General features: G+C 70.6%; 23 protein-coding genes and 1 riboswitch. Of the genes, 9 read left to right on the top strand and 14 right to left on the bottom strand.

The genetic code is table 11. The features are described 5' to 3' along the window. Positions 1 to 132: 132 nt before the first annotated feature. From F6W97_RS00900 to F6W97_RS00890, 3 genes are all read right to left on the bottom strand, one after another. On the bottom strand, positions 133 to 1,011 hold the full coding sequence (locus tag F6W97_RS00900) for a carbohydrate ABC transporter permease (protein WP_407924534.1): 879 nt from the start codon (positions 1,009 to 1,011) through the stop codon (positions 133 to 135). Positions 1,012 to 1,022: 11 nt separating this feature from the next. Then, entirely contained in the window at positions 1,023 to 1,808 is a 786-nt protein-coding gene (locus F6W97_RS00895; protein ID WP_407924533.1) for a carbohydrate ABC transporter permease, read from the bottom strand. 193 nt (positions 1,809 to 2,001) lie between these two features. Beyond that, positions 2,002 to 3,267, bottom strand: a complete 1,266-nt coding sequence (locus F6W97_RS00890; protein WP_155368153.1) for an ABC transporter substrate-binding protein — start codon at positions 3,265 to 3,267, stop codon at positions 2,002 to 2,004. A gap of 593 nt (positions 3,268 to 3,860) precedes the next feature. On the opposite strand from F6W97_RS00890, the gene F6W97_RS00885 reads away from it, so the two are divergent. Next, complete coding sequence (locus tag F6W97_RS00885) at positions 3,861 to 4,805, top strand: acyltransferase domain-containing protein (protein ID WP_155368151.1); 945 nt, start codon at positions 3,861 to 3,863, stop codon at positions 4,803 to 4,805. 14 nt (positions 4,806 to 4,819) lie between these two features. Here F6W97_RS00885 and F6W97_RS00880 read toward each other — a convergent pair whose 3' ends face one another. The 4 genes from F6W97_RS00880 to F6W97_RS00865 form a co-directional block, all read right to left on the bottom strand. Next, positions 4,820 to 5,050 carry a hypothetical protein gene (locus F6W97_RS00880; protein WP_155368150.1) on the bottom strand — a complete coding sequence of 77 codons (231 nt, stop codon included), beginning with the start codon at positions 5,048 to 5,050 and terminating at the stop codon, positions 4,820 to 4,822. Positions 5,051 to 5,146: 96 nt separating this feature from the next. Continuing rightward, entirely contained in the window at positions 5,147 to 6,301 is a 1,155-nt protein-coding gene (locus tag F6W97_RS00875; protein ID WP_155368148.1) for a phosphoribosylaminoimidazolecarboxamide formyltransferase, read from the bottom strand. A gap of 27 nt (positions 6,302 to 6,328) precedes the next feature. Beyond that, positions 6,329 to 6,414, bottom strand: a riboswitch (ZMP/ZTP riboswitch). Between the two features lie 51 nt (positions 6,415 to 6,465). Further along, entirely contained in the window at positions 6,466 to 7,005 is a 540-nt protein-coding gene (locus F6W97_RS00870) for a hypothetical protein (RefSeq protein WP_230686297.1), read from the bottom strand. Between the two features lie 124 nt (positions 7,006 to 7,129). After that, the gene (locus F6W97_RS00865; RefSeq protein WP_230686391.1) at positions 7,130 to 7,711 is read right to left on the bottom strand and encodes a TetR/AcrR family transcriptional regulator; all 582 of its coding nucleotides are present in this window, start codon (positions 7,709 to 7,711) and stop codon (positions 7,130 to 7,132) included. 225 nt (positions 7,712 to 7,936) lie between these two features. Here F6W97_RS00865 and F6W97_RS00860 point away from each other — a divergent pair, with 225 nt between their 5' ends. Next, positions 7,937 to 10,234 (top strand): MMPL family transporter, encoded by a 2,298-nt coding sequence (locus tag F6W97_RS00860; RefSeq protein ID WP_155368144.1) that lies wholly within the window; start codon positions 7,937 to 7,939, stop codon positions 10,232 to 10,234. 58 nt (positions 10,235 to 10,292) lie between these two features. Here the strand turns inward: F6W97_RS00860 and F6W97_RS00855 are convergent, their stop codons facing one another. The 3 genes from F6W97_RS00855 to F6W97_RS00845 form a co-directional block, all read right to left on the bottom strand. Further along, complete coding sequence (locus F6W97_RS00855) at positions 10,293 to 11,627, bottom strand: M23 family metallopeptidase (RefSeq protein ID WP_230686296.1); 1,335 nt, start codon at positions 11,625 to 11,627, stop codon at positions 10,293 to 10,295. Positions 11,628 to 11,792: 165 nt separating this feature from the next. Next, positions 11,793 to 12,818, bottom strand: coding sequence for a cobalamin B12-binding domain-containing protein (locus F6W97_RS00850; protein WP_155368143.1), 1,026 nt, complete (start codon positions 12,816 to 12,818; stop codon positions 11,793 to 11,795). Then, positions 12,815 to 14,404, bottom strand: a complete 1,590-nt coding sequence (locus tag F6W97_RS00845) for a SpoIIE family protein phosphatase (RefSeq protein ID WP_196278916.1) — start codon at positions 14,402 to 14,404, stop codon at positions 12,815 to 12,817. Before F6W97_RS00845 ends, F6W97_RS00850 begins: the two co-directional genes overlap by 4 nt. Before the next feature lie 285 nt (positions 14,405 to 14,689). On the opposite strand from F6W97_RS00845, the gene F6W97_RS00840 reads away from it, so the two are divergent. Continuing rightward, positions 14,690 to 15,247, top strand: a complete 558-nt coding sequence (locus F6W97_RS00840; RefSeq protein WP_155368139.1) for a hypothetical protein — start codon at positions 14,690 to 14,692, stop codon at positions 15,245 to 15,247. Between the two features lie 6 nt (positions 15,248 to 15,253). Here F6W97_RS00840 and F6W97_RS00835 read toward each other — a convergent pair whose 3' ends face one another. The 3 genes from F6W97_RS00835 to F6W97_RS00825 form a co-directional block, all read right to left on the bottom strand. Beyond that, on the bottom strand, positions 15,254 to 15,394 hold the full coding sequence (locus tag F6W97_RS00835) for a hypothetical protein (protein WP_155368138.1): 141 nt from the start codon (positions 15,392 to 15,394) through the stop codon (positions 15,254 to 15,256). Between the two features lie 100 nt (positions 15,395 to 15,494). Beyond that, on the bottom strand, positions 15,495 to 16,157 hold the full coding sequence (locus F6W97_RS00830; RefSeq protein WP_155368136.1) for a response regulator: 663 nt from the start codon (positions 16,155 to 16,157) through the stop codon (positions 15,495 to 15,497). Then, a complete protein-coding gene (locus F6W97_RS00825; RefSeq protein WP_155368134.1) occupies positions 16,154 to 17,281 on the bottom strand; it encodes a sensor histidine kinase in 1,128 nt (375 codons plus the stop codon). The genes F6W97_RS00830 and F6W97_RS00825 overlap by 4 nt, the downstream gene beginning before the upstream one ends. Before the next feature lie 225 nt (positions 17,282 to 17,506). Here F6W97_RS00825 and F6W97_RS00820 point away from each other — a divergent pair, with 225 nt between their 5' ends. Both F6W97_RS00820 and F6W97_RS00815 read left to right on the top strand, forming a co-directional pair. Continuing rightward, on the top strand, positions 17,507 to 17,950 hold the full coding sequence (locus F6W97_RS00820; protein ID WP_155368132.1) for a DUF6223 family protein: 444 nt from the start codon (positions 17,507 to 17,509) through the stop codon (positions 17,948 to 17,950). A 116-nt stretch (positions 17,951 to 18,066) separates the two neighbouring features. After that, the gene (locus tag F6W97_RS00815) at positions 18,067 to 18,513 is read left to right on the top strand and encodes a GNAT family N-acetyltransferase (RefSeq protein WP_196278915.1); all 447 of its coding nucleotides are present in this window, start codon (positions 18,067 to 18,069) and stop codon (positions 18,511 to 18,513) included. Between the two features lie 19 nt (positions 18,514 to 18,532). Here F6W97_RS00815 and F6W97_RS00810 read toward each other — a convergent pair whose 3' ends face one another. Beyond that, a complete protein-coding gene (locus tag F6W97_RS00810; protein WP_230686390.1) occupies positions 18,533 to 18,622 on the bottom strand; it encodes an SAM-dependent methyltransferase in 90 nt (29 codons plus the stop codon). 93 nt (positions 18,623 to 18,715) lie between these two features. Here F6W97_RS00810 and F6W97_RS00805 point away from each other — a divergent pair, with 93 nt between their 5' ends. The 4 genes from F6W97_RS00805 (at position 18,716) to F6W97_RS00790 (ending at position 22,496) form a co-directional block, all read left to right on the top strand. Then, positions 18,716 to 18,865, top strand: coding sequence for a hypothetical protein (locus F6W97_RS00805; RefSeq protein ID WP_155368130.1), 150 nt, complete (start codon positions 18,716 to 18,718; stop codon positions 18,863 to 18,865). Between the two features lie 309 nt (positions 18,866 to 19,174). Next, positions 19,175 to 20,527 (top strand): golvesin C-terminal-like domain-containing protein, encoded by a 1,353-nt coding sequence (locus F6W97_RS00800; RefSeq protein ID WP_155368129.1) that lies wholly within the window; start codon positions 19,175 to 19,177, stop codon positions 20,525 to 20,527. Positions 20,528 to 20,669: 142 nt separating this feature from the next. Beyond that, positions 20,670 to 21,887, top strand: a complete 1,218-nt coding sequence (locus F6W97_RS00795) for an urease accessory protein UreH domain-containing protein (RefSeq protein ID WP_155368127.1) — start codon at positions 20,670 to 20,672, stop codon at positions 21,885 to 21,887. A 144-nt stretch (positions 21,888 to 22,031) separates the two neighbouring features. Beyond that, positions 22,032 to 22,496: a hypothetical protein gene (locus F6W97_RS00790; protein WP_155368125.1), complete on the top strand. Its 465-nt coding sequence runs from the start codon at positions 22,032 to 22,034 to the stop codon at positions 22,494 to 22,496. Positions 22,497 to 22,699: the final 203 nt, after the last annotated feature.

Below are 22,699 nucleotides of genomic sequence, written 5' to 3'. Positions count from 1 at the left end.
CGGCACGCCGTTGCCCGGCAACTGCCACCATATGATTGTTATGTATACATGTCTAGATGTTTACGTGAGATCGACAGAAGTTTTCGATGTTCCAGCAAAAGCAAGAGGGCGGCGCCGACCCGGCGCCGCCCCTCAGCTCTTGACCGCGCCGGCCATCAGGCCGCCGATGAACCACCTGCCCAGCAGGACGTACACCAGCAGGGTGGGCAGCGACGTGATCAGCGCACCGGCCATCGACGCCGCGTAGTCCGGTGACTGCGCACCGGCCAGCGCGTTGAGGGCGATGGTGATCGGGCCGTTGCGGGTGTTGGACAGGAAGATCGCGAACAGGTAGTCGTTCCACGACGACGTGAACTGCCAGATGACCGTGACGACGAAGGCCGGCCCGGACAGCGGCAGGATCAGCATCCGGAACGTGCGCAGCAGTCCCGCGCCGTCGACACGCCCGGCCTCGATCAGCTCCACCGGCACCGTGGTGGCGTAGTAGTTGCGGAAGATCAGGGTGCAGATCGGGATGCCGTAGACGACGTGGACGAAGATCAGCGTCGGGATGCCGTTCGGCAGCCCGATGGACTGCACCACCTCGCGCAGCGGGATCATGACCGCCTGGTACGGGATGAACATGCCGAACAGGATCAGCGTGAACACCACGTCGGCGCCGGGGAACCGCCAGCGCGACAGCACGAAGCCGTTGGCCGCGCCGATGATCGAGGAGATCAGCGCGACCGGGACGGCGAGCTGGAAGGTGCGCAGGAACGAGGGTCCGAGCGCGGTCCACGCCTTCTCCCAGGACGCGAAGGTCCACACCTCGGGCAGGCTCCACTGGCCGTTGACGCCGATCTCCCGGCCGGACTTGAAGCTGGTGACGACGAGGACGTACAGCGGCATCAGCACGATCAGCAGGAACAGCAGCAGCAGCACGTGCCGCACGAGCTGTCCGACGGGTGACGGCTTCGCCCTCCGGTTGCCTGCCGCCGGGGCGGGTCCGCTGCGGACCTCGTCGGGCGTCATGGTCTGGCTGGTCATGAACGCTTCTCCGCCCGGTTGACGTGGATGAGGTAGGGCACGACCACGATCGCCACGACGACGAGCAGGAACACCGAGATCGCGGCCGCCTTGGCGTAGTCGCTGGTGAGCAGGGTCTGCCAGACGTAGACCGCGGGGACCTCGGTGATCCATTGGGCGCCGGAAACCGACATGATCAGGTCGAACATCTTCATCGACATGTGGCCGGTGATGATCATCGCGGACAGCACGGTCGGCGTGAGCTGCGGGAACAGCACCCTGCGATAGAGCTGGAAGTTGCTCGCGCCGTCCATCGCGGCGGCCTCACGCAGCTCGTTGGGGATGCCGCGGAAACCCGCCAGGAACAGCGCCATCACGTACCCGGACAGCTGCCAGATCGCGGGCACCGCCATCGCGGCCATACCCCAGTCCGGATCGGTCCACCACGGGTTCTGCAGGAAGTCGAGTCCCAGGCCGCCGAAGACGGCGTTGAGGCCGCCCGCGTCGTCGCCCTCCCCGGGGTTCATCAGCCAGCGCCACACCACGCCGGACGCGACGAACGAGACGGCCATCGGGAACAGGTACGCGGTCCGGAAGACGCCCTCGGCCCGCGCGCCGCGTTCCAGCAGCAGCGCCCAGATCAGGCCCATCACCAGCGTGCCGACCATGAACACGATCGTGAAGACCAGCAGGTTCTTCAGGGAGTGCGTGAACCGGTCGTTGATGTCGGCGGTGAACAGGTTGACGTAGTTGTCCAGGCCGGCGAACCCCTTGGACTCGCGGGCGTTGTGCCGGTCCTGCATGGACAGGTTGACGGTCCAGGCGATGAGCCCGTAGACCAGGACGCCGAGCAGGATCAGCGAGGGTGAGATCAGCAGCAGGCCGGATAGCCACGGCCGCTTCCAGCTGCGCATGGTGGTGCTCCTTCGCACAGGGGTGTTCGGCGGGGCCGCGGCCACGGCGTGAGTGCGCCGAGCCGCGGCCCCGCCGGGGGCGTTACTTCTTCGCGGCGAACTGCGCTGCGGCCGCGGCGAGCGCGTTCTGCAGCGCGGCGACGTCACCGTCGGTGGAGAACTTGCCGGCGGCGCTGACGATAGCGCCCTGCAGGCCCTGGGAGCAGGCCGAGCCGTGGGCGCAGGACGGCACCTGCTTGTCGCCCTTCCAGCTGGTCATCGCGGCCTGCTGGTAGGCCGGGAAGCCGTCCGAGCTGACGTCGGTGCGGGCCGGGATGGAGCCCTTCTTGACGTTGAAAGCCTTCTGGCCCTCGGCGCTGCCGACGGTCTTGAGCCAGCACTTGGTGCCCGCGACGTTCTTGGCGCCCTTGGGCAGCACGAACGCGTCGGCCAGCCACTGGAAGGTGCCGGTGTTGCCCGGGAAGACCGAGTAGCCGTAGTCCTTGAAGCCCTTGGCGTCGAGGTCGGCCGCCTCCCAGTCGCCCATGAGCTGGTAGGCCGCCTTGCCGTCCATGATGAGCTTCTCGGCGTCGGTCCAGTCGTAGGTGTCGCGGTCGGCGTTGCTGTAGGTCAGCAGCTTCTTGAACTTCTCGATGGCCGCCGTGACGTCGGCGCCCTTCCAGTCCGTCGAGCCGTTCCACAGGCCGGTGAACTTGTCCGCGCCCAGGTCGCTGATCAGCACCGACTCCAGGAGCATGACCTGCGTCCAGTCCTTGCCCAGCGCCAGCGGCGTGGCCACGCCCTTGGCCTTGAGCTTGTCCAGGTCGGCGATGAAGGCGTCCAGGGTGGTGGCGTCGGCGGTGATGCCCGCCTTGGCCAGGACGGTCTTGTTGCTCCACAGCACGTTGGCGCGGTGGATGTTGGCCGGCACGGAGTAGATCTTGCCGTCGACGGTGATGTTGTCGATCAGACCCTTGGGGAACGCGCTGGTCAGGCCCCACTCGGTGTACTCCGCCGAGATATCCTCGACCTGGCCGGCGTTGATGTAGTCCGACAGCTCCGCGCCCGCGTGGGCCTGGAAGGTGCTCGGCGGGTCGTTGGTCTGCAGGCGGCTGGCCAGCACGCTCTTGGCATTGGAACCGGCGCCGCCGGCCACCGCGCCGTTGACGAACGCGAAGTCGGGGCAGGCGGTGCCGAACTGGGCCACGAGCCCGTCAAGGCCGGCCTTCTCGCCGCCGTCGGCCCACCACGTGAAGACCTCGACGTCCTTCTCCGCCGTCGCGGGGTCGTCACTCGACGAACACGCTGTCGCGGAGAACAGGGCAGCGACGGCCAGCAGGGCCACCGCTGTTTGCCTGGTAAAACGCATGGTTCCTCCGATCACACAGGTTGACTTCTGCAATGCGAAACCCACCATCGCTAGTTCTGGCAACGTTGTCAAACACGATGGTCATCGATGCGGGTAAACGTTTAGCAACACTCGGTCACCGCACGATCACGGCATCTCAGCCCCACCGGCAGGCACGATCGACTATCCTCGATCGCTGCGCGCACCGCGACGCGGTGAGCTGGCGCACCAACCAACAGGGTCCGACAACTTCCCAAATCTTGGTTGGACGCCCATCGATGGCTCCATCGCCGCCGACCACGAAGTTCGCTGCTGCGACTTTACGAAACTGCAACATTGACGTACCGCCGTGAGACATGCCCACAGGTCGATGGCGGCACCGACCCGCCATGCATCCACACAGTTCAGAAGGCGCAGCAGAACCAGTGGCCGCCGTCGACGACCCACTCGGTGATACGGGCGGACCGCCGCGGCAGACGCTCACCAACCAACAATCGCCTCAACACCGGAACACCGATGGGGGCACTCACGTGCGAAGCTTGGTCGCACCCGCGATCAGCTGCACCCAGTCATGGCCGCCGTGCGCCCACCGCCCAGCCGGTAGCATCGTCGGCGTGGATCTGGACGACACCGCCGCCCGGCTCGGGGTATCCGTCGAAGACGTCGAGCGCGTGCACCGGCTGGCCGGCGACCTGCCGTCCGCTCCGCTGCCCGCCAAGGACGACGCGCCCGCGATCCTCGACCGGCTCGCCGTGCGATCGGACGACGCCGCCGAGATCATGGCGGGCTGGCCCGACCCCGACTCACCGCTGTGGACTCCCGAGCTGCGGTGGCTGCTCGACCGCTCGATCGCCCTGGTCCGCGCCGATCTCGGGGGGCACGGCTGGCTGTCGCCCGGCCCGGAGCTGCCGCGCGGGCGAGGCCCCGCCTGGCGGCACCTCTACGTGTACGCGTACCTGGCCCTGGTCGACGTCGTTTTGGCGTACCACCGCGACCACGGCATCGCCGATGCCGTGTCCTGGGCGACCCTCGCCGACCTTGGTCGCAACCTGGCGATCGACCGGCGGATGGACCGCGAGGGCTGGCCGGTCATGCAGAGCTGGCTGACGCTGCACTCGCGCGGCGGCCTCTACGAGCTGGGCCGGCTGCAGCACCACCGCGGCGACACCGCCATCAGCCTGCACATCCCCGAGTCAGGGCCGCTGGCCCCGGACGCGATCACGGCGTCGCTCGACGAGGCCCGCGCGTTCTTCCCGCGCCACTTTCCCGACGAGCACTACACGGCGTTCTCCTGCGGCTCCTGGCTGCTCGACCCGCAGCTGCTGGAGTACCTGCCCGCAGACTCGAACATCGCCCGGTTCCAGCGCAGATTCGAGCTGGAGGCCTACGAGGAGCCGGAAGGGCTGGACGCCGACGTCGAGGTGCTGCGGTTCGTGTTCCGCAGCCTGACCACGCCGCTGGACCAGCTGCCACGCCGTACCGTGCTCGAACGGGCGGCCGTCGACCACCTCAAGGCCGGCCGCCACTGGCGCTGGCGCCGCGGCAGCTTCCCGATCTGACCGCGCCCCGGGTGCTACTCGGTGAACAGGTTTGTCAGTCGCCCGGCGAAGAGCTGGGCTTCGATGTCGCTGATCTCATCGCCCAGCTCGCGGACCAGCTTCTGCTGACTGCAGAGCGCCACGTCCGCCTCCGTGAGCTGGGCCTCGGGAATCACCACGACCTCGCCGTCGACCACGGCGAGGACTGGATCGACCTCCCGTGACCGCGCGAGCACCCGCACGTCGTTCGCCGTCACCGTGGTCATGGTGCCACGGTACCGAACCGCACGTCGCCGGCGGGCGATGATCGCCCACCCTCGATATATCGACCCGCCGGCGGTGTTCCCCAGCTCCAGAGCAGCCTAGTGGTGAAACAGCCGGAGCCCCGTGCGGGCAAGGACGATGCCGTGGTCCCGGCAGGCCTGCTCGACCTCTCCGGAACGGATGGACCCGCCCGGTTCGACGAGGTAGCTGACGCCGTGTCTGCGCGCGTGGTCGACGTTGTCCCGGAAGGGAAGGGCGCCGTCGGAGGCGAACGACACCCCGGACAGCCGGTCCTGCCAGTGACGACGTTCCTCGGCGGTGAGCGCCGTCCCAGGCGGCTCGGCGAGCGCCTCGCCCATCCTGCGCTGCTCGTCGTCGGTCAGCTCACTGTCGATGAACCGGATCTGCCAGTTGATCCGGTCCTGCAGGCGCGTGCCCTCGGTGAACGACAGCGATCGCACCGCCGGATGCCGCCGCAGCCACCAGGTGTCGACCTTGGCGCCGGCGAGCCGGGTGCAGTCCACCCGGGACTGCTGGCCTGCACCGATGCCGAGCGTCTGGCCGTCCTTGACGTAGCAGACCGAGTTCGACTGGGTGTAGCGCAGCACGGCCAGACCCAGCAGCAGATCATCGCGGGCCGACGGCGGCAGCACGCCGCCGTCGGCCCGCTGCGGCAGCTGTGCGGGGAGCGCGACCGGATCCCCCACCAGCGGAAGCCCCCACCCCAAGACCTCGCGGTTCTCCCACCGGGGCGGGACGAAGGACGCATCGGCCTCCAGCACCAGGAAACTGCCCCTCTTCTTGCCGCTCAGGGTCGCCACCGTGCCGTCCTCGTAGCCCGGGGCGACGATCCCGTCGCAGACCAGGCCCGTCAACAGCTCCGCTAGGCCGCGGTCCACCGGCCGGGAGACGGCGACGAAATCGCCGTACGAGGACTTCGGATCGGCGTCGCGCGCCCGCAGGTACGCGCCGGCCAGCTCGCCGACGGCGGATCCCCGCAGGCCGTACAGCTCGGCGACGGAGTCGTCCAAGGGTCCGCTGACCGCGGCTCCGGCCGGTGACACGTGCTTGAAGGACGCCGCGGCCGGCCGGCCGAGCGCCCGGTCGGCTTCCCTGACGAGCTGCCAGCTGTTCAGCGCGTCGAGCATGTTGACGTAGGAGGGACGGCCGTTCAGGACGGCGACCGGAGACGACTCCGCGACCGCCTCCGCGACCGCGGCCTGCTGCGGATTGATGCCGTAGCGCAGATCCACTCGTGGTCTCCTCAACCAGATCGGGTGGATGCAGGCCCAGGCGGTCGACGCTGTCATCGAGGTGATCGCCGCTCCCCGGTGGTGACCCACCCGCGCCAGTCGCAGCCGAGTGCACTTTAACGGAGGCTCGCCGGGCGTACGGCGCCGCTGCCGGCCTCGCCGCGTCAGCGACCTACGTCGAGCATCAGCCGGGGCGTGCGCCACCGGCCGATCTCCGCCAGCCATCGCGTCGGCGGGTAGGCCAGCCGTACGACGAAGTAGTTCAGGTATTCGACGACGCCGAACAGCCAGGCGCCCGCGACGAGCGACACCGCGATCGGCCCGTCGGGAAGCCAGTGGACGGCGCCGGCCAGCCCGGCCGCCAGCAGCGCGAGGTTCAGCGGCCGCAGTGCGCGGTACAGGACCGCCAGTGGTTCGGGCATGTCGGCGCGGCCGACCCAGCGTCGGGCCAGCAGCCAGTAGAAGCCCGCCTGAACCAGGATGGCGATCAGCGGGAGGAACGCCGAACCCAGCGCCAGCCGGTCTCCGGTGTCTCGCAGCCGCGGGCCGATCGTGGCGACGGCCAGAAAGACGAAGACCGTGGCGGCGGCCAGCTCGCCGATGCCCAGGCTCAGATATCGTCGGCGCAGAGTACTGCGCCGTGGCGGCGAGCTCGCCGCGACCGCCTCGCCGGAGGTTTCGGCGCCCACGTTGCTGCTGTCCATACAGCAGTAGTCGCCAGAAGCCGCTCGGGGCAAACCGGCTCGGGTCGCCGGTGTCGCGGCACACCCGGGTCTTGGCTCGAGTCTGATCGAGGTCTCGGCGTGCGGTGACTCGGGCGGCCCGGCTTCAGCCGGCGGCCCTGGCGCCGGGACCGCCGCCTGCCCGCAACAGGCGTCGCCCGCATTCGAGCAGGTGCTGTCGCCGGGTACGGTCGTCGAGCAGCGCCATCACCGGGTCGCGGCTGGTGCCGGAAAGCCCGTTGATGAACATCGCCAGGCCGGTGCGCGACTGGGTGTCCGGGTCCGGCCCGAGGATCAGGGTGCTGGTGTCGTCCCACCACTGGCGCATGGAGGCCTGCTGGCTGAGCAGCCGGGTGAGGTAGGGGTCGTTCATCAGCACGGCGAAGCCGGAGAGCTCGTACAGTGCGATCTCGATGAGCCCGCCGAGAACCTCGTCGACGCGCGCGGTGTGGGTGCGGTGGGCCTCGGCGCGGCGGGTGACGGCCGGCAGCGCGTCGAGCAGGGGCTTGAGGACGTCGAGGACGATCTCGTCCTTGGTCTTGTAGTGGTAGTACAGCCCCGCCTTGGTGACCCCGGCCTCGTTGGCGATGTCCTGCAGTGACGTGGCCTGGATCCCGTCGCGGGCGAACAGGTGCAGCGCCGCGGCGAGCAGCTGTTCACGGCCGGCACGGCGACGTCGCTGCGGCACGGTGTTCAACGCGGGCGGCCCTCCTCAGATCAGCGCCAGGCGGTCAGTGCGGGGCCTTGAGCTGCGATTATGCGGTGCGGGCGGTGGAGCGACCACCAAATGTGGGGTATACCTCTCGACTAACCAAATCTTAGCCGAGCGGCTTAGTCAGCTCCTACTGTTCCTGCTTGCGGGCGATCCACCCCGATCGCGGTCCGCACCCCCGAACGTGGCAAGGAACTGATCATGGCAACCCTGCTCTACCGGCTGGGCCGGTTCTCCTTCCGCCGCCGCGGCCTGGTGACCGCCCTGTGGCTGGTGCTGCTCGCCGCCGTGGGCGTCGGCGCGGCGACGCTGTCCGGGCCGACCAGCAATGCGTTCACCATCCCCGGCACCGAGTCATCGCAGGCCATCACGGTGCTGCGGGAGAAGATGGGGGTCGGCGCGGACGACGCCTCAGCGCAGGTGGTGTTCACTGCCGGGGACCAGGCGAGGTTGACCGATCCCGCCCAGCGGGCCGCGATCGCCGAGGCGGTCTCGGCACTGCGGGCCGCGCCACACGTCGCGCAGGTCGGCGACCCGTTCCAGAGCCAGACCGTGTCCCCCGATCAGCGCACCGCGTTCGCGTCGGTGGCCTACGCGGTCGCGCCCGGTGACCTGACCGACGGCGACCGGCAGGCCCTGTACGCCGCCGGGCGCACGGCTGAGGACGCCGGCCTGGGGGTGGAGTTCGGCGGCACGGCCACCCAGCAGCAGTCTGCGGGCGGGGCCGCCGAGGCCATCGGCATCGCCGTCGCCGCGTTCATCCTGCTCATCACCTTCGGGTCGCTGGTCGCGGCCGGACTGCCGCTGCTGACCGCGCTGCTGGGTGTCGGGTTCGGCATGGCGGGCATCCAGATCGCCACCGGGTTCTTCGATCTGTCGACCTCCACCTCCGCCCTGGCGACCATGCTGGGCCTGGCCGTGGCCATCGACTACGCGCTGTTCGTCGTCTCCCGGTTCCGGCACGAACTGGCCGACGGGCACGATCCCGAACAGGCCGCCGGACGTGCTGTGGGCACCGCGGGTTCCGCGGTCGTGTTCGCCGGGCTCACGGTCATCATCGCGCTGGTCGCGCTGTCGGTGACCGGCATCCCGTTCCTCACCGCGATGGGCGTGGCCGCCGCCGGCACGGTCGCGGTCGCCGTCGCGATCACGCTCAGCCTGGTGCCCGCGCTGCTGGGCTTCGCCGGGACCAGGATCCTCACCAAGGACAACCGCAAGGGCATCGGCCGCCACCGCTCCCCCGGCACCATGCCCATGGGCGGCAGGTGGGCCCGCGGCGTGCTCCGCCGTCGCGTGCCCGCGCTGCTGGTGGCACTCGGCCTGGCCGGTGTCATGGCCGTGCCGGCGCTCGACCTGCGCCTCGCGCTGCCCGACGACAGCACCGCCGCCGCCGACTCCACCCAGCGCAAGGCGTACGACCAGCTCAGTTCCGGTTTCGGCGCCGGGTTCAACGGCCCGCTGCTGCTGGTCGTCCAGGACTCGCTCGGTGACGTCGGCACCGCCGCCGAGCAGGCACGGCAGACCGTCTCCCGGCTGCCCGACGTCGTCGTGGTCACCCCGCCGACGATCAACCCCGCCCGCGACACGGCCCTGCTGACGGTCGTCCCGGCAAGCGGCCCGAGCACCCAGGCGACCAAGGACCTGGTCGCGGCGATCCGCGACCACGCCCCGGCACTGGCCTCGTCCACCGGCGCGGACCTGGCCGTCACCGGTGCCACCGCCGTCAACATCGACGTGTCCGACAAGCTGACCGCCGCCCTCATCCCCTACCTGGCGATCGTCGTCGGCCTGGCGTTCGTGCTGCTCATGCTGGTGTTCCGCAGCGTCCTGGTGCCGCTGAAGGCCACCATCGGGTTCCTGATCAGCGTCGCGGCCGCGTTCGGCGCGCTCGTCGCGGTCTTCCAGTGGGGCTGGCTGGCCGACCTGTTCGGGGTGCAGTCCACCGGGCCGATCGTCAGCGTGATGCCGATCTTCCTCATCGGCGTGCTGTTCGGCCTCGCCATGGACTACGAGGTCTTCCTCGTCACCCGCACCCGGGAGGAGTACGTGCACGGCGCTTCCCCCGATGACGCGATCATCACCGGCACCCGCCACGGCGCCCGCGTGGTCACCGCCGCCGCGCTCATCATGATCTCGGTGTTCGCCGGATTCATCCTCACCGACGACACCATCGTCAAGTCGCTCGGCTTCGCGCTGGCCGTCGGCGTCGCCGTCGACGCGTTCCTCGTCCGCATGACCATCGTCCCGGCCGTCCTGTCACTGCTGGGCAAGGCCGCCTGGTGGCTTCCGAGGTGGCTCGACCGGGTCCTGCCCGACGTCGACGTCGAAGGCGAGCAGCTGACCCACCGGCTGGCCGCAGAACAGCTCCCCTCCCAGCAGGCGCCTGCCGCGCCGGCCCCGGCCGCTCCGGTCGAGGAGCCGACGCCGACGTGCGAGTGCGGTTGCCACTGCCTGTCCGCCGCCGACCGCGCGCCCGAACGCGAACTGGTCTCCGTGTGAGTCGCCTGTGGACGCGGACCGCCGGTCAGCGTCCACAGGCGAGCAGGTCCGCCCGCGGTCAGCCGGTGACGGCGATGTCGGTGACCTGGCTGCCGCCTGCCATGGTCAGCCAGGACGTGTGGGTGCCCTGCTTGGCGTAGTAGGCGCCGCTGCCGACGAACGCGAACCAGTCCTGGCCGGTCACCGCGATGTCGCCCACCTGCCCGCCGCCGGCCATGGTCAGCCACTCGCCGTAGACGCCGTTCTTGACGTAGAAGTTGCCGCCCTGGACCCACCCGATCCAGTTGCCGCCCAGCGCCACCCTGCTCGCGCCGCCCGCGTTGACGGCCTGCCACGCCGCGTACGCGCCGTCCTTGGCGTACAGAACCCCGGCCGTGTTGACGAAGGCGAAGCGGTCACCGCTGACCGCGATGTCGCGCACCTGGTTGCCGCCGGCCATGGTCAGCCAGCCGCCGTAGATGCCGTCCTTGGCAAAGAACGTGCCGTCCTGGAGCCAGGTGATCCAGTTGCCGCTGAGCTCGACGCGCGTGGCGCCTGCCGCGTTCATCGCGCGCCACGGCGAGTACGCGCCGTCCTTGGCGTACAGGACCCCGGCCGTGTTGACGAAGGCGAAGCGGTCACCGCTGACCGCGATGTCACGGACCTGGCTTCCGCCCGCCATGGTCAGCACGCCACCGTGAATGCCGTCCTTGGCGTAGAACGTGCCGTTCTGGAGCCAGCCGATCCAGTTGCCGCTGAGCACCGCCTTGGTGGCCCCACCGGCGTTGACGGCCTGCCATGCGGCGTAGGGGCCGTCCTTGACGTGCAGCACGCCGGCCGTGTTGACGAAGGCGAAGCGTTCGACGGCGGCGCCGACGGCAGGCAGGTCGGCGAACGGCAGGTTGAGGGCAGCGCCCTTGGTGACCGTCCCGTGGCAGGCGTAGGCGGGGCTGATGTCGTAGAGCGCGCTGTTGCGCCAGATCTCGAAGTGCAGGTGCGGTCCGGTCGAGTTGCCGGTGCTGCCGACGTAGCCGAGCAGCTGGCCCTGCTGCACCGCCTGGCCGGCGCTGACCGAGGGCGCCTGGACCATGTGCAGGTACCTGGTGACGTACCCGGCGGCGTGGGACACGGTGACGGAGTTGCCGCCACCGGAGGTCCAGCCGGCGAAGGTCACCGTCCCGGGATAGGCGGCGCCGATGGCCTTGCCGCCGTTGCCGGCGATGTCCACGCCGTAGTGGTCGCTGTCGGTGCTGCCGCACCTGTTGGGCAGCACGCCGGTCACCGTGCCGTCGACCGGCTGTGTCATGGCTCCGGCCTGCGCGTACGCGGGAGCAGCGGGCAGCAACAGCCCGCTCACCACGATCGCTGCCGCCAGGGCCAGACGACCTGCCGTCGCCGTCTTTCTGATCTCCACCTGAGTCTCCTGATCCGCCGGGGCATGGGCCCGCGGAAGGTATCAAGAGACATGTACATGTCTGGCACATCGACATACATCGTCCGGCGGCGACGCCGAGCAGGGTCACGCCGTGGCGCGCACTGAGCGGACGGGTGCGCGGCACGGCGCGCATGCGGAGCGGTCTCAGCCCGCCTTGCGCCGGCGGCCCGCGGCCAGGTGGGCCCGCGCCCGTGGAAAGTCGTAGAGTTGCTGCTGGTAAGCGTCGAGCACGAGGTCCACTGACGACGGCGGGACACCCCGGGTGCCCAGTACGACGCGAAGCCAGTCCAGGAACGTGGTGAACAGTTCGGGGTCGTCGACGAACAGCCCCGCGCAGAGGAATTCGACGATCTGGCCGAGGTCGTACTCGGTGGCCTCCCGCTGGTGCGCCGTGTAACCGCCCAGTGCGGGGAACCGCTGTGCCAGGTCGTCCATCGCAGCGGCGACGAGCTGCGTGTTGCGCTTCGCGATCAGGACGTGCTCGTCGTCGCTGACGAACGACTCCCGCAGCGGGTCGAACCCGGTCACGGTGGGCAGCGGCCAGGACCGCAGCACCTCGACCGCCTCCCCGGCGCCGGCGGCCACGCGGTCGGCCCCGAGCCGCAGACCCCAGCGCGCTGCCGGGCCGAACCCGCGGCCGCCGGCCAGCACCGGTATCCCGGCAGCCTGCGCCGCCTCGATGACCCGATAGGCCGCGACCAGCCGGGTGGGCACCGAGCAGCTGACCGCGACGACGTCGGGCCCGTGCCGGTGCAGGTAGGAGATCAGGTGCGGTCCGGGAACGCTGGCGCCCAGGAAGCGCACATCCCAGCCGTCCCAGCGGGCGACCTCGGCGAACATTCGGGCGGGTAGGGCGTGCCACTCGCCGTCCACGCACGCCACCACGAGCACCCCTCGCCCGGCGGGCGGGCGGTGGCGGGCGGCCAGCGCGGCGACCACCTGTTCGCTGACGTGCGTCGCCGCGTGCTCCTGAGCGACACTCCATTCGTTGCGCGCCCACAGCTCTCCGATGCGCGCCTGGGTCGGCGCGACCAGGTCCAGGACGACGTCTCGAGGCGGCACGCCGCGTTCGGCGAGGCCGAGCGCGAAGTCGATGGCAGGCGTCTGCGCGCCGTCGCCCACGAGGTCCAGGTACCGTTCGCGGTCTGCCGGGGACACGGCTGCGGTCATCTGCGGCTGTCCTTTGCGCTGCCTGCGGCGTCCGATGGGCCCGCGGCCTGGATCACGAGCACCGCTATGTCGTCCTGGAGCCGCTCGCCGACCCAGTCGGTGACCCGCTGCGCGACACGTTCGGCGATGACGGCCGCAGGCGCGCCGCGGTACGCCTGGATCTCGGCTGCCAGCCGGTCGGGGCCGAAGAGGGGGTTGTCGGCGGACCGGCCCCGGGCCTCGGTGACACCGTCGGTGTAGAGGACCAGTGTCTCGCCGGGCCGGAGCGTGAGGCGGGCTTCCCCGAACGGCGCGTCGGCGATCAGCCCGATGGCCGTGCCCCCAAGGTCGACCTCTGTCACCTGGCCGTCGGCGTGCATCAGCATGGGCGGCGCGTGACCGCCGGTCACGAGCGTCACGGCGACCTCGGCGGTGGGACCGGCGGTCATCGTGCCGATGACGAGGGTCGCCATGGTCGGCTCGGCGCCGGTGAGCATCGCCTGGTTGAGCAGTTCGAGCAGCCGCAGCGGGCGGGGCTCGGTCAGCCAGAGGGCACGCAGGCTCTGCCGCGCGGTGCCGGACTGCACCGCCGCCTCGATGCCCTTGCCGCACACGTCGCCGAGCACGAACAGCCAGTTGCCGCTGCCGTCCGGGGCTTGGCGCACGTCGTAGAAGTCGCCGCCGACGCGCAGCCGTTCCCACGCGGGGCGGTACGCGGCGCCGAGTACGACGCCGGGCACCGCAGGCAGCTCAGGCGGTTCGACGCTGCGCTGCACGGCTTCGGCCGCGTCGGCCTGTGCGGAGTACAGGGTGGCCGCGCTGATGGCCGCGCCCGCCCGGGCGGCGAACTGGCGCACCAGATGCACTTCGACCGTTTCGAACGGGGCGCGGCCCGCGTGCCGGGCCAGGATCAGCGCCCCGGCCGGGCTGGTGTGGCCGGGCAGCGGGACGACCATCGCCGAGCCGACCGTGCCGAATCCTGGTGCCAGCAGTGCGCCGATGTCGTCGCCGAGCCGGGGATCGTCCAGCACGCTGAGGCCGGCCATGGCCTGGTCCAGGGCGCTGTCGGGCCGCAGTGTCCGGCGGAGCAGCGAGCCTGCGGATTCGGTCCGTTCCTCGGGGCCGACGTCGACACGGAACCAGGCAAGGTTCCGCTCGTCGTCGAGAACCGCCACGGCGCAGTCGGCCAGCGCGGGCACGGCCAGCACCGCGGTGGTGCGTGCCGCGCGGACCCGGTTGAGGCAGGATCCCAGCCTGCGACCGGCCTCGGCCAGGAACGCCGAGCGCCACCGCTCGGCAAGCAGCGCGTCGACGCGCATGACCTGGTCGGTGACGTCGCGCACGTACCAGGAGGTCCATTCGCCGATCGGCGCCCCGCGTCCGCGCAGGCGGCGTTCGTCGAGGTCGAGCTCAAAGGAGCCGGGAGGTCCCTGCAGCACGGTGGCCATCGGCAGCATGGTCACGGTCTGGCCGATCGCCAGGCCGAGGGTCTGCACGGCCGCGGCGTTGGCGACACGGACGAAACCCGCACGGTCCACCATGAAGATCATCTCATCGGAGCCGTCCAGCAATTCGGCCCATGGCGGCCCTTCGCGCCCGTTCGCCACACCGGCAGGGTGCGGCTCGGTGGCGTCGGCGCCGGCGAGAACGTGCGCGGCCAAAGGATCAGACGTGGGTGGATGGGGCGACCGCATCGTCGTGATCTCTTCTCGCATACCCCTACCCTGCCACGGTCGCCACGACACCACCGAAGGCCGGGGAGTCCTCGGGCGGATACCCCGACCGCCGACCACCCAATCATGGCGCCGGCCACTTTCTCGAATCGGTACCGAAAGACCCTCGGATCGGACAGGCGGGTGATGGCGTCTGACCTCGGCCGTACACTGCCCGCCGTGAGCCGGAAGAGCTTCTACGACCTGCGCTTCGGAGTCGCCCCGGGCGGCGCCCGCAAGGACGCCCACTACATCCGGGGCACGCTCGACGAGGTCAAGGCAGACCTGGCGACGGAGCTCGCGGACGGCGCGAACCTGTACCTGCTCTGCTGGTACGGCGCGGACCTGGCGCTCGACGTCTACCAGCACGGAAGTCTCACCCGGTCGATCGACCTGCACCCGTTCCTCGCCATCGAGGTCGAGGGATACCCGCGGATCACGTTCACCGGGCCGGGCGAGCCCGTCGGTCACGACTTCAGCTCCGACGAAGAGCGCGACGTCGACGACGGCAGCCTCTCCGACCTGTTCTTCATGGGCGAGCTCGAACAGGTGACGAGGGTGGAGGTCGACTGGGACGGCATCGCCGCGCCCGCACTGCGCGGGGAGCCGGCCCGGCCCGGCGACCTCGTCGTCTTCGGCGGTCCGCTGGTCGGGGACGCCGAGGCGGACGCCGCCGCCGAGCGAGCGCCGGACGAGGCCGGCAACCTCGGCTACGGGCACATCGACTTCGAGGCGTGAGGCCGGTCAGCAGAGGTATTCGCCGAGCACCATCATGGCGACGACGACGGCGACCGTACGGAGGCCGTGCCAGATGCTCCAGCGGCGGGCCGCCACCTTCGCCACCCCACCGGAGGTCACGGAGTCGGGGTCCAGATGCGACTGCATGAGAAAGAGGCGAGCAGCAGCAGCGTGGCACTCGTGGCGCGATGCACACGGCCTCGGGGTCCGTCGATGCCGTTCGGGCGCGGAGCCGGCCCTGTGCCGGTCAGCTGTCGCGCGGGGTGACCAGGCCGGATTCGTAGGCGATGACCACGAGCTGGGCGCGGTCGTGGGCGTGGAGTTTGGTCATGGCGCGGTTGACGTGCGTCTTGGCGGTCACCGGGCTGATCACCATACGTTCGGCGATCTGGTCGTTGGACAGGCCTCGAGCGACCAGCACGACAGCCTCACGCTCGCGGGTGGTGAGCCATGACAGCTGCGTGCCGGCCTCCGGGCGCGGCCGGTCGGTGACATACCGGTCGATGAGCTTTCGGGTGATCGACGGCGCCAGCAGCGCGTCACCGCGCGCGGCGACCCGCATGGCGTGCAGGAAGTCCTCGGGCTCGACGTCCTTGACGAGGAAGCCGGCCGCACCGGCCCGCAACGCGTCGAACACGTACTCGTCGATGCCGTAGTTGGTGAGGATGACCACGTGCACTCCGGCCAGGGCCGGGTCCGCGGCGATGCGCCCGGTGACCTCGATGCCGTCCATGACCGGCATCTGGACGTCGACGAGCGCGACGTCGGGCACGTGCTGCCTGACCAGCGCCAGGCCCTGCTGCCCGTCGGCGGCTTCGGCCACCACCTCGATGTCGTCCTCGGCATCGAGCAGCGCGCGGAATCCGCTGCGCAGCAGCGGCTGGTCGTCGACGAGCACGACACGGATCATGACGGGTGGACCGGAAGTTCGGCGTGCACGGTGAAGCCACCCTCGCTGCGCGGTTGCGCGCGCAGGCGCCCGCCGAGGGCGGTGACCCGTTCGCGCATCCCGAGCAGCCCGACACCGGGAGTCGGGGCGGCGTCCGGGGTGGCTGCGCCGTCGTCGTCCACCCGGATCGCGAGGGCGTCGGGACGGTAGTCGATCCGGACCGACGCCGTGGCGGCCCCGGCGTGACGGGCGATGTTGGTCAGCGACTCCTGCACGATCCGGTACGCGGTCCGGTCCACCGCGGCCGGCACGTCGTGCCGCCGTCCCTCGACCGTCAACGTCGCGTCAAGGCCGCTCGTGCGAGCCCGCTCGACCAGATCCGGGACCTGGTCGAGCCCCTGCGGCGGGACATCGACATCCTCCCGCAGCGCCTGCAGGGTCTCCCGCAACTCCCGGGCCGCCTCACGCCCGGCCTGCTCGATCGCCAGCAGCGCCTCGGGCACCTGCTCGCCTCTTTTACGGGCCAGGTGAACGGCGACCGCGGCCTGCACCTTGATGACCGAGATCTGGTGGGTGAGCGAGTCGTGCAACTCCCGCGCGATGTGCAGCCGCTGCTCGTCGGCGCGCCGCCGCGCGGTCTCCTCCCGGGTGCGCTCTGCCTCGTCGGCCCGCCGCTCGGCCTGCCGCAGCGCCTCCCCCGCGGCACCCGCGGCGACCAGCCACGCGATCTCCAGCGCGCCGCGCGACCGGGCGAGCACGTCACCGACAGCCAGGTCCGGCGACAGGGCCAGCAGCGTGAGCGGCAGCGCCGCCAGCATCGTCACCGCCGCCGCGGCCGTGACGAGGCGGTGGCCCGCCCGCACCGCGGCGTACACCGCGAACAGGAACGCCACCGCCGGCACGTCGAAACCGAGCGCCTGGTAGCCCACCGCGCACAGCCCCGTGACGGTCAGGACCGCGACCGGAGCCCGGCGGCGCGCGGCCAGCGCCAAGCCGCCGGCCACCAACAGCGCACAGCCGAACAGGCCGGCGCCCCCGGCGGGGTGACCACCGGACAGCCCCGCCGACAGCAGCGACGCCGCGACGCCGACGGCTATCGCCCCATCGGTGACGCGAGCCGGCATGCCCGACCATCCAGTGCGCATGAGCGCACCATAGCCGGGTCCCGCCGCGGCCGACTCCTCCCCGCAGGCGAGCAGTCGGTACCACACACGCAGTACCTTCCCGGCGCCTGCTGCGCCCGCGGCAGCCGGATACGCCGCCCGCGGCAGCGGGAAGAGTCCGCGCCTGCCGGACGACCGGCGACGAGCCCGGCGACAGGATCGGTGACATCACCCCTTCGCCGAACAGACGCCGAACAGGAGAAGTACATGAGGTCCTCAGCAGCCCGGAAGTCAGCACGGCTCGTGCTCGCCCTGACCGCAGCCGCCGCGCTCGGGGGATTCGGGCTCGCCGCACCGGCGGCCGCCCACCTGGCCACCGAACCGAGCGCCGTCGACGCCTACACCCTGACGACCGGTCGCCTCGTGGGCACCGTCGGCGCGCTGGCCGCGCTGGCCGGCGCGATCATCGGCGGGCTGTCGCTGGCCCGGCCCGCCAGCCGTATCGGCACCGGATCCGGGTCCGTCGGCGCGTTCACGGCGCTGGTGGCGGGGCTGCTCGGCTTGGCCGTCGGCGGGTTGGTGGTGGCGTCCGCCAAGGGCGGACCCGGCACCGGCTACGGCATAGTCGGCGGGTACGCGGCACTGGCCGCGGGCCTGATCGCCGTGGTGCTGGGCGGACTGGCACTGATCCGCTCCCGCCGCGCCGGCTGACCGGGCGGTCGACCTGGCCGATCCGCCGTCCCAGCGTCCGGCCGGCTCGAACACCTCCGGCCGGTGGTGTTCGAGCCGGTGGTTGCCGCACGCCACCACCGTGCCAGACTCACCTCGTGCGGATCGGTCAGGCGAATGCGGACGACGTCGCAGGCCTGGCCCGGCTGTTGTGGCTGGACACCCTCCAGGAGGAGCCGGCGCCGCGATCCGCCGACGCGTTCGCAGCGGAGCTGGCGCAGTGGTGGGCCACCCACCGGGACTCGCACCTGGCTTTCGTCGCCCGGCTTCCCGAACCGGAGATCGTCGGCATGGCCTGGGTCGCACTGCTCCCCCGCGTCCCGAGGCCTGGCGCGGCCAGCCGGCTCTCCGCGGACATCCAGAGCGTCTTCGTCATGGCGGAGCACCGCGGCCAGGGGATCGGCTCCGCGCTCGTGGAGGCTGCTTCGACGCATGCGACCCGCCTCGGGGCCGTACGCCTGACGGTCCACTCCGGCCGCCGGGCGGTGCCGGTGTACGAGCGGCTGGGCTTCGCGTCGTCCCCGCAACTCCTTAAGCGGACCTGATCGCTGACGTATTCGGACATCAGACTGACCGCCCACGCGGGCTGCCGGGTCTCGCGGGGACGAACTGGCGCATGACGGGCTTGATGTCCAGGACCGGGGTGCCGTCGATCGCGTCGAGCCCGCGGGCACGCAGCTCCCGACCGTCTGCCGATCATCGATTGCTCCCGAACTGGTGAAACCGGCGCCAGGCACGCCGCCTGCCGTGCAGGACATCACGACGCACGGAACAGATTCCCGGCATCGGCCGACATTCCAAGACGCGCCGGAGCGCATCGCCGCCCTCACCCGGCTCGTCGTCACCGGCGGCTGGCGGCAGCGCGAACCGGACGCGCCGCTCATCGCCCGGTGGTGACCCGACCGTCCACTCACGTCGGTCCAGGCCGTACCGCTCGGGCACCTTGATCGCGGGTGAGCAGGGCATGAATCCCGCACGACGCCGATAACAAATCTACATACTTCATTAGAGATTAGTTGCGCGTTAACGTGACTACCCGGAAACTTCCTTCAGCGGTGCAATGTGGAGGGTGTCTCCGCCGCCTTCGTGGGGCGGAGCCGCCCTCCCCGCCACGTGCCGCAACGGTCCCGACCCCCGGAGCAAGGCCGTCACGGATACCGGTGCCTCGCCGTGCCACGCTCCACCGACCGAAGAAGGAAGGAAGGAATGAGGCTCACCAAGACCACCCGTGTGCTCGCCGCGACCCTGGCCGTGCTCACGGCGACGGCCCTACCCGGCCCTGCGGCACCCGCGCAGGCCGTGGCCGCCGAGATCTTCACCATCGTGATGCTGCCGGACACCCAGTACGCATCCGAGTACTGGCCGGAGGTGTACCGGGCGCAGATGCAGTGGGTGGACGACCAGCAGGCCGCCCGGAACATCAAGTACGTGCTGCACGTCGGTGATGTGGTCGACAACTCCGACCAGCTGGCCCAGTGGAACAACAGCAAGAGCGCGATGGGCCTGCCCACCGACGACGTCCCCTACATCATCGGTCCGGGCAACCACGACCTCGACCCGGGCACCGCCTCGACGACCCGCACCACGACGAGGTACAACACCCACTACCCGCGGTCGACCTTCACCGCGCTGCCGTCGTTCGGCGGGACCTACCCCGCCAACCAGAACGACAACACCTACCACACGTTCAGCGCGGGTGGCGTGGACTGGCTGGTGGTGGCGATGAAGTACGCGCCCAGCGCCGCCGAGATCACCTGGGCGAATTCGGTGGTGGCCGCGCACCCCAGCCACAACGCCATCCTGGTCACCCACGCCTACCAGAACGGTGTCACCAAGGACACCAACGGCAACAACCTGTGGACCAACCTGGTCAGCAAGCAGGCCAACTTCCGGTTCACGTTCTCCGGCCACTACGTCAACGCCGGTGTCATCACCCAGCAGGGCACCAAGGGCAACACCGTCCACCAGATCCAGGCCGACTACCAGAACAGCTCCCAGCGCGACCCCAACAGCTTCCTGCGCATCATGACGGTCGACCCGAACACCAAGACCCTGGACGTCAAGACCTACTCCCCCTTCCTCAACACCTACAAGACCGACGCGGCGAACCAGTTCGTCCTCAGCAACATCAACCTGATCCCCCCGGCGTGGAGCACGGTCGTCGACAACACGACCGCCGGCCGGTTCACCGCGAGCGCGAGCTGGGGGACGTCGACCTATTCCAGCCAGCGTTACGGCGCGGACTACCGCTTCGCCGATCCGGTCTCGTCCAGTGACCCGGCCTGGTACAAGGTGAACATCCCGGCGACGGGCACCTACCAGGTCGCCGTGTGGTATTCGGCCAACGCCGGCTACAACGACTCGACCCCGTACATCGTCGTCACGCCGAGCGGGAACCAGGTGGTGAACGTCAACCAGCGTGCCAACGGCGGCAAATGGGTCTCCCTCGGCAACTTCCAGTTGGCGGCCGGAGACGACAACAAGGTGGGCGTCAGCCGCTGGACCGCCGGGACCGGATACGTCATCGCCGACGCGGTAAAGGTCACCCGCATCAGCTGAACACCGGCGACGCTGCGACATACCGGACCGAACACGCAAGTGAACTGCCCGGGTGCGGAGGCGCGGCACGATCGGCGCGCCTCCGCACCCACCATCCACCGTCCGTCGAGCCCGAGCCGACAACCCCCACGGAGTGTGTCTCGTGATCCTCACGATCCTGCTCGGCGCGGCCATCGCCGCCCACCCACTGACCCCGTTCTCGGTCGACCAGCTGGTCGAAGTGACGCTGCACGCCGACCGCGTCGACGTCGTCGCGGTGCTCGACGTCGGTGAGGTGGCCGCCAAGCAGCTCACGCCGGACTGCACCGCCTTCGCCGGAAAGCTGGAGGCCCGCATCGGGCAGGCGCCCATGCGGTGGACCGTCCAGTCGCAGGAGCTGAAACGGCAGGGCGCCGCGGGCCTGGAGACCGTCCGGGTCACCTGCAAACTGTCGGCCCCCGCTCAGCTGGACGCGTCGTCATCGGTCTCGGTGGTGAACGGATACCTGCCGGATCGTGTCGGCGCCAACCAGATCGTGCTGGCCGGCGCCGGGGTGCCACCGCCCTCGGCCCTGCCGCCCTATGAGCGGTCGGCACAACTGACCTTGCAGCCCGTGGCAGAGGCAGTCGCCGAAACCACCGAGACCGCGGCCCCCGCGCCGCAGGGCGACTGGCTGCAGCGCGGTGAGGCCTGGCTGTCCCGCGCCATCGGAGATCCGTCTCCGCAGGTCCTGCTGCTCGCCGTACTGTTCGCGGCGCTGCTGGGCGCCGCGCACGCGGCCCTGCCCGGACACGGCAAGACCGTGATGGCCCTGTACCTGGCCGGTCGGCAGGGGCGGCGGCGAGACGCGGTCATCGTCGGCGGCACCGTCACGCTCACCCACACCGCCGGCGTACTGATCCTCGGCGTCGCCACCACCGCGTTCGCGGGCCTGGCCGCCGAGTCCGTGCTCAGGTGGCTCGGCGTGGCCAGCGGCGTCCTGATCACCGTCGTGGGAGTCGGCATCCTCGTCAGCGGCCTGCGCCACCGGCACGCCCATCATCACGGCACGCCGCACCACCACGACCACCATCACCACCACCACGGTGGCCGCCGCAACCTCGCCGCCCTCGGCATCGCCGGAGGCCTGGTGCCCAGCCCCACGGCGCTGGTCGTGCTGCTCGGCGCGGCGGCACTGGGCCGGCTCTGGTTCGGCATCATCCTGATCGTCGTCTACGGCCTGGGCATGGCGGCCATGCTGACCGCGGCAGGCCTGCTGCTCCTGCGGGCACGCGACCGCTGGGCCTGGCTCGGCCGGCTCACCGTGCCGGCGGAGGCGACCGCATCGGTCATCATCCTGATGGGTTTCGGCCTGGCCGCCAAAGCCGCGTTCGCCGTCTGAACCCGACCTGTCCCCGCCTGGCGGAAAGGAACTTCCGTGCGACCTGACGTACGCCGCGTTCTCGGCACAGTCCTGGTTGGCCTCACCCTTGCCGGAACGGCTGCCTGCAGCGGAGATCCCAAGGCCGCCTACCCTGGACCAGCCGTGCCCACCGGCCCCGGCCCGACCGCCGGAGCGGGCGTGCCGACCAGCCCCACCCCGACCGCGGTGGCAGCCCCGCCCACCGGCTCCGCCGCGCCCGCGGGAACCCCCCGACCCGGCGTCACCCCGGCATGCGAGGCGGTCGCGGCGGCCCGGCAGAACGCCCTGAACGGGCTCGCGCCGCTGGCGGCGATCCTCAACCGGAGCGAGCTGTCACGGGAGCAGCTCGCCAACGCGACCAATGACCTGAACACGGTCTACACCACCATGCACGTGGGCGTGGCCGGCGCCGTCGAACTCACCGGCGATCCGAAGCTCAAGGCGAAGATCTCCGCGTACCAGCTGGCGGTGGAGCAGGCGATCGTCGCCGTCGAAGGCTCCGACAGCGAGCAGGCGAAGCTCAAAGCCGTGATCGAGTCACCCGCCATGCGTACCGCGGAGAAGGCCGTCCTGACCGCCTGCGCCTGACAAGCCGACCGCGCCGTCCGGCCCGGCCGGGTGAGATCGTCACCCTGCCGGGCCCACCTGGGAGAAGGTGGCTCAGTAGGACGGGTGGACGAACCAGTGGAACGACGCTTTCGCGGTGCGGACCGCGGCGTCGGTGACGGTGACCGTCGGGTTGGCGTTCTGCCACGTCGTGGGTGCCCCCGCGATGACCCGGTGGTCTCGTT

It is taken from the genome of Catellatospora vulcania, from assembly GCF_009720385.1.
GTDB classification, from domain to species: domain Bacteria; phylum Actinomycetota; class Actinomycetes; order Mycobacteriales; family Micromonosporaceae; genus Catellatospora; species Catellatospora vulcania.
This window is presented reverse-complemented; position numbering and strand designations above follow the sequence as displayed.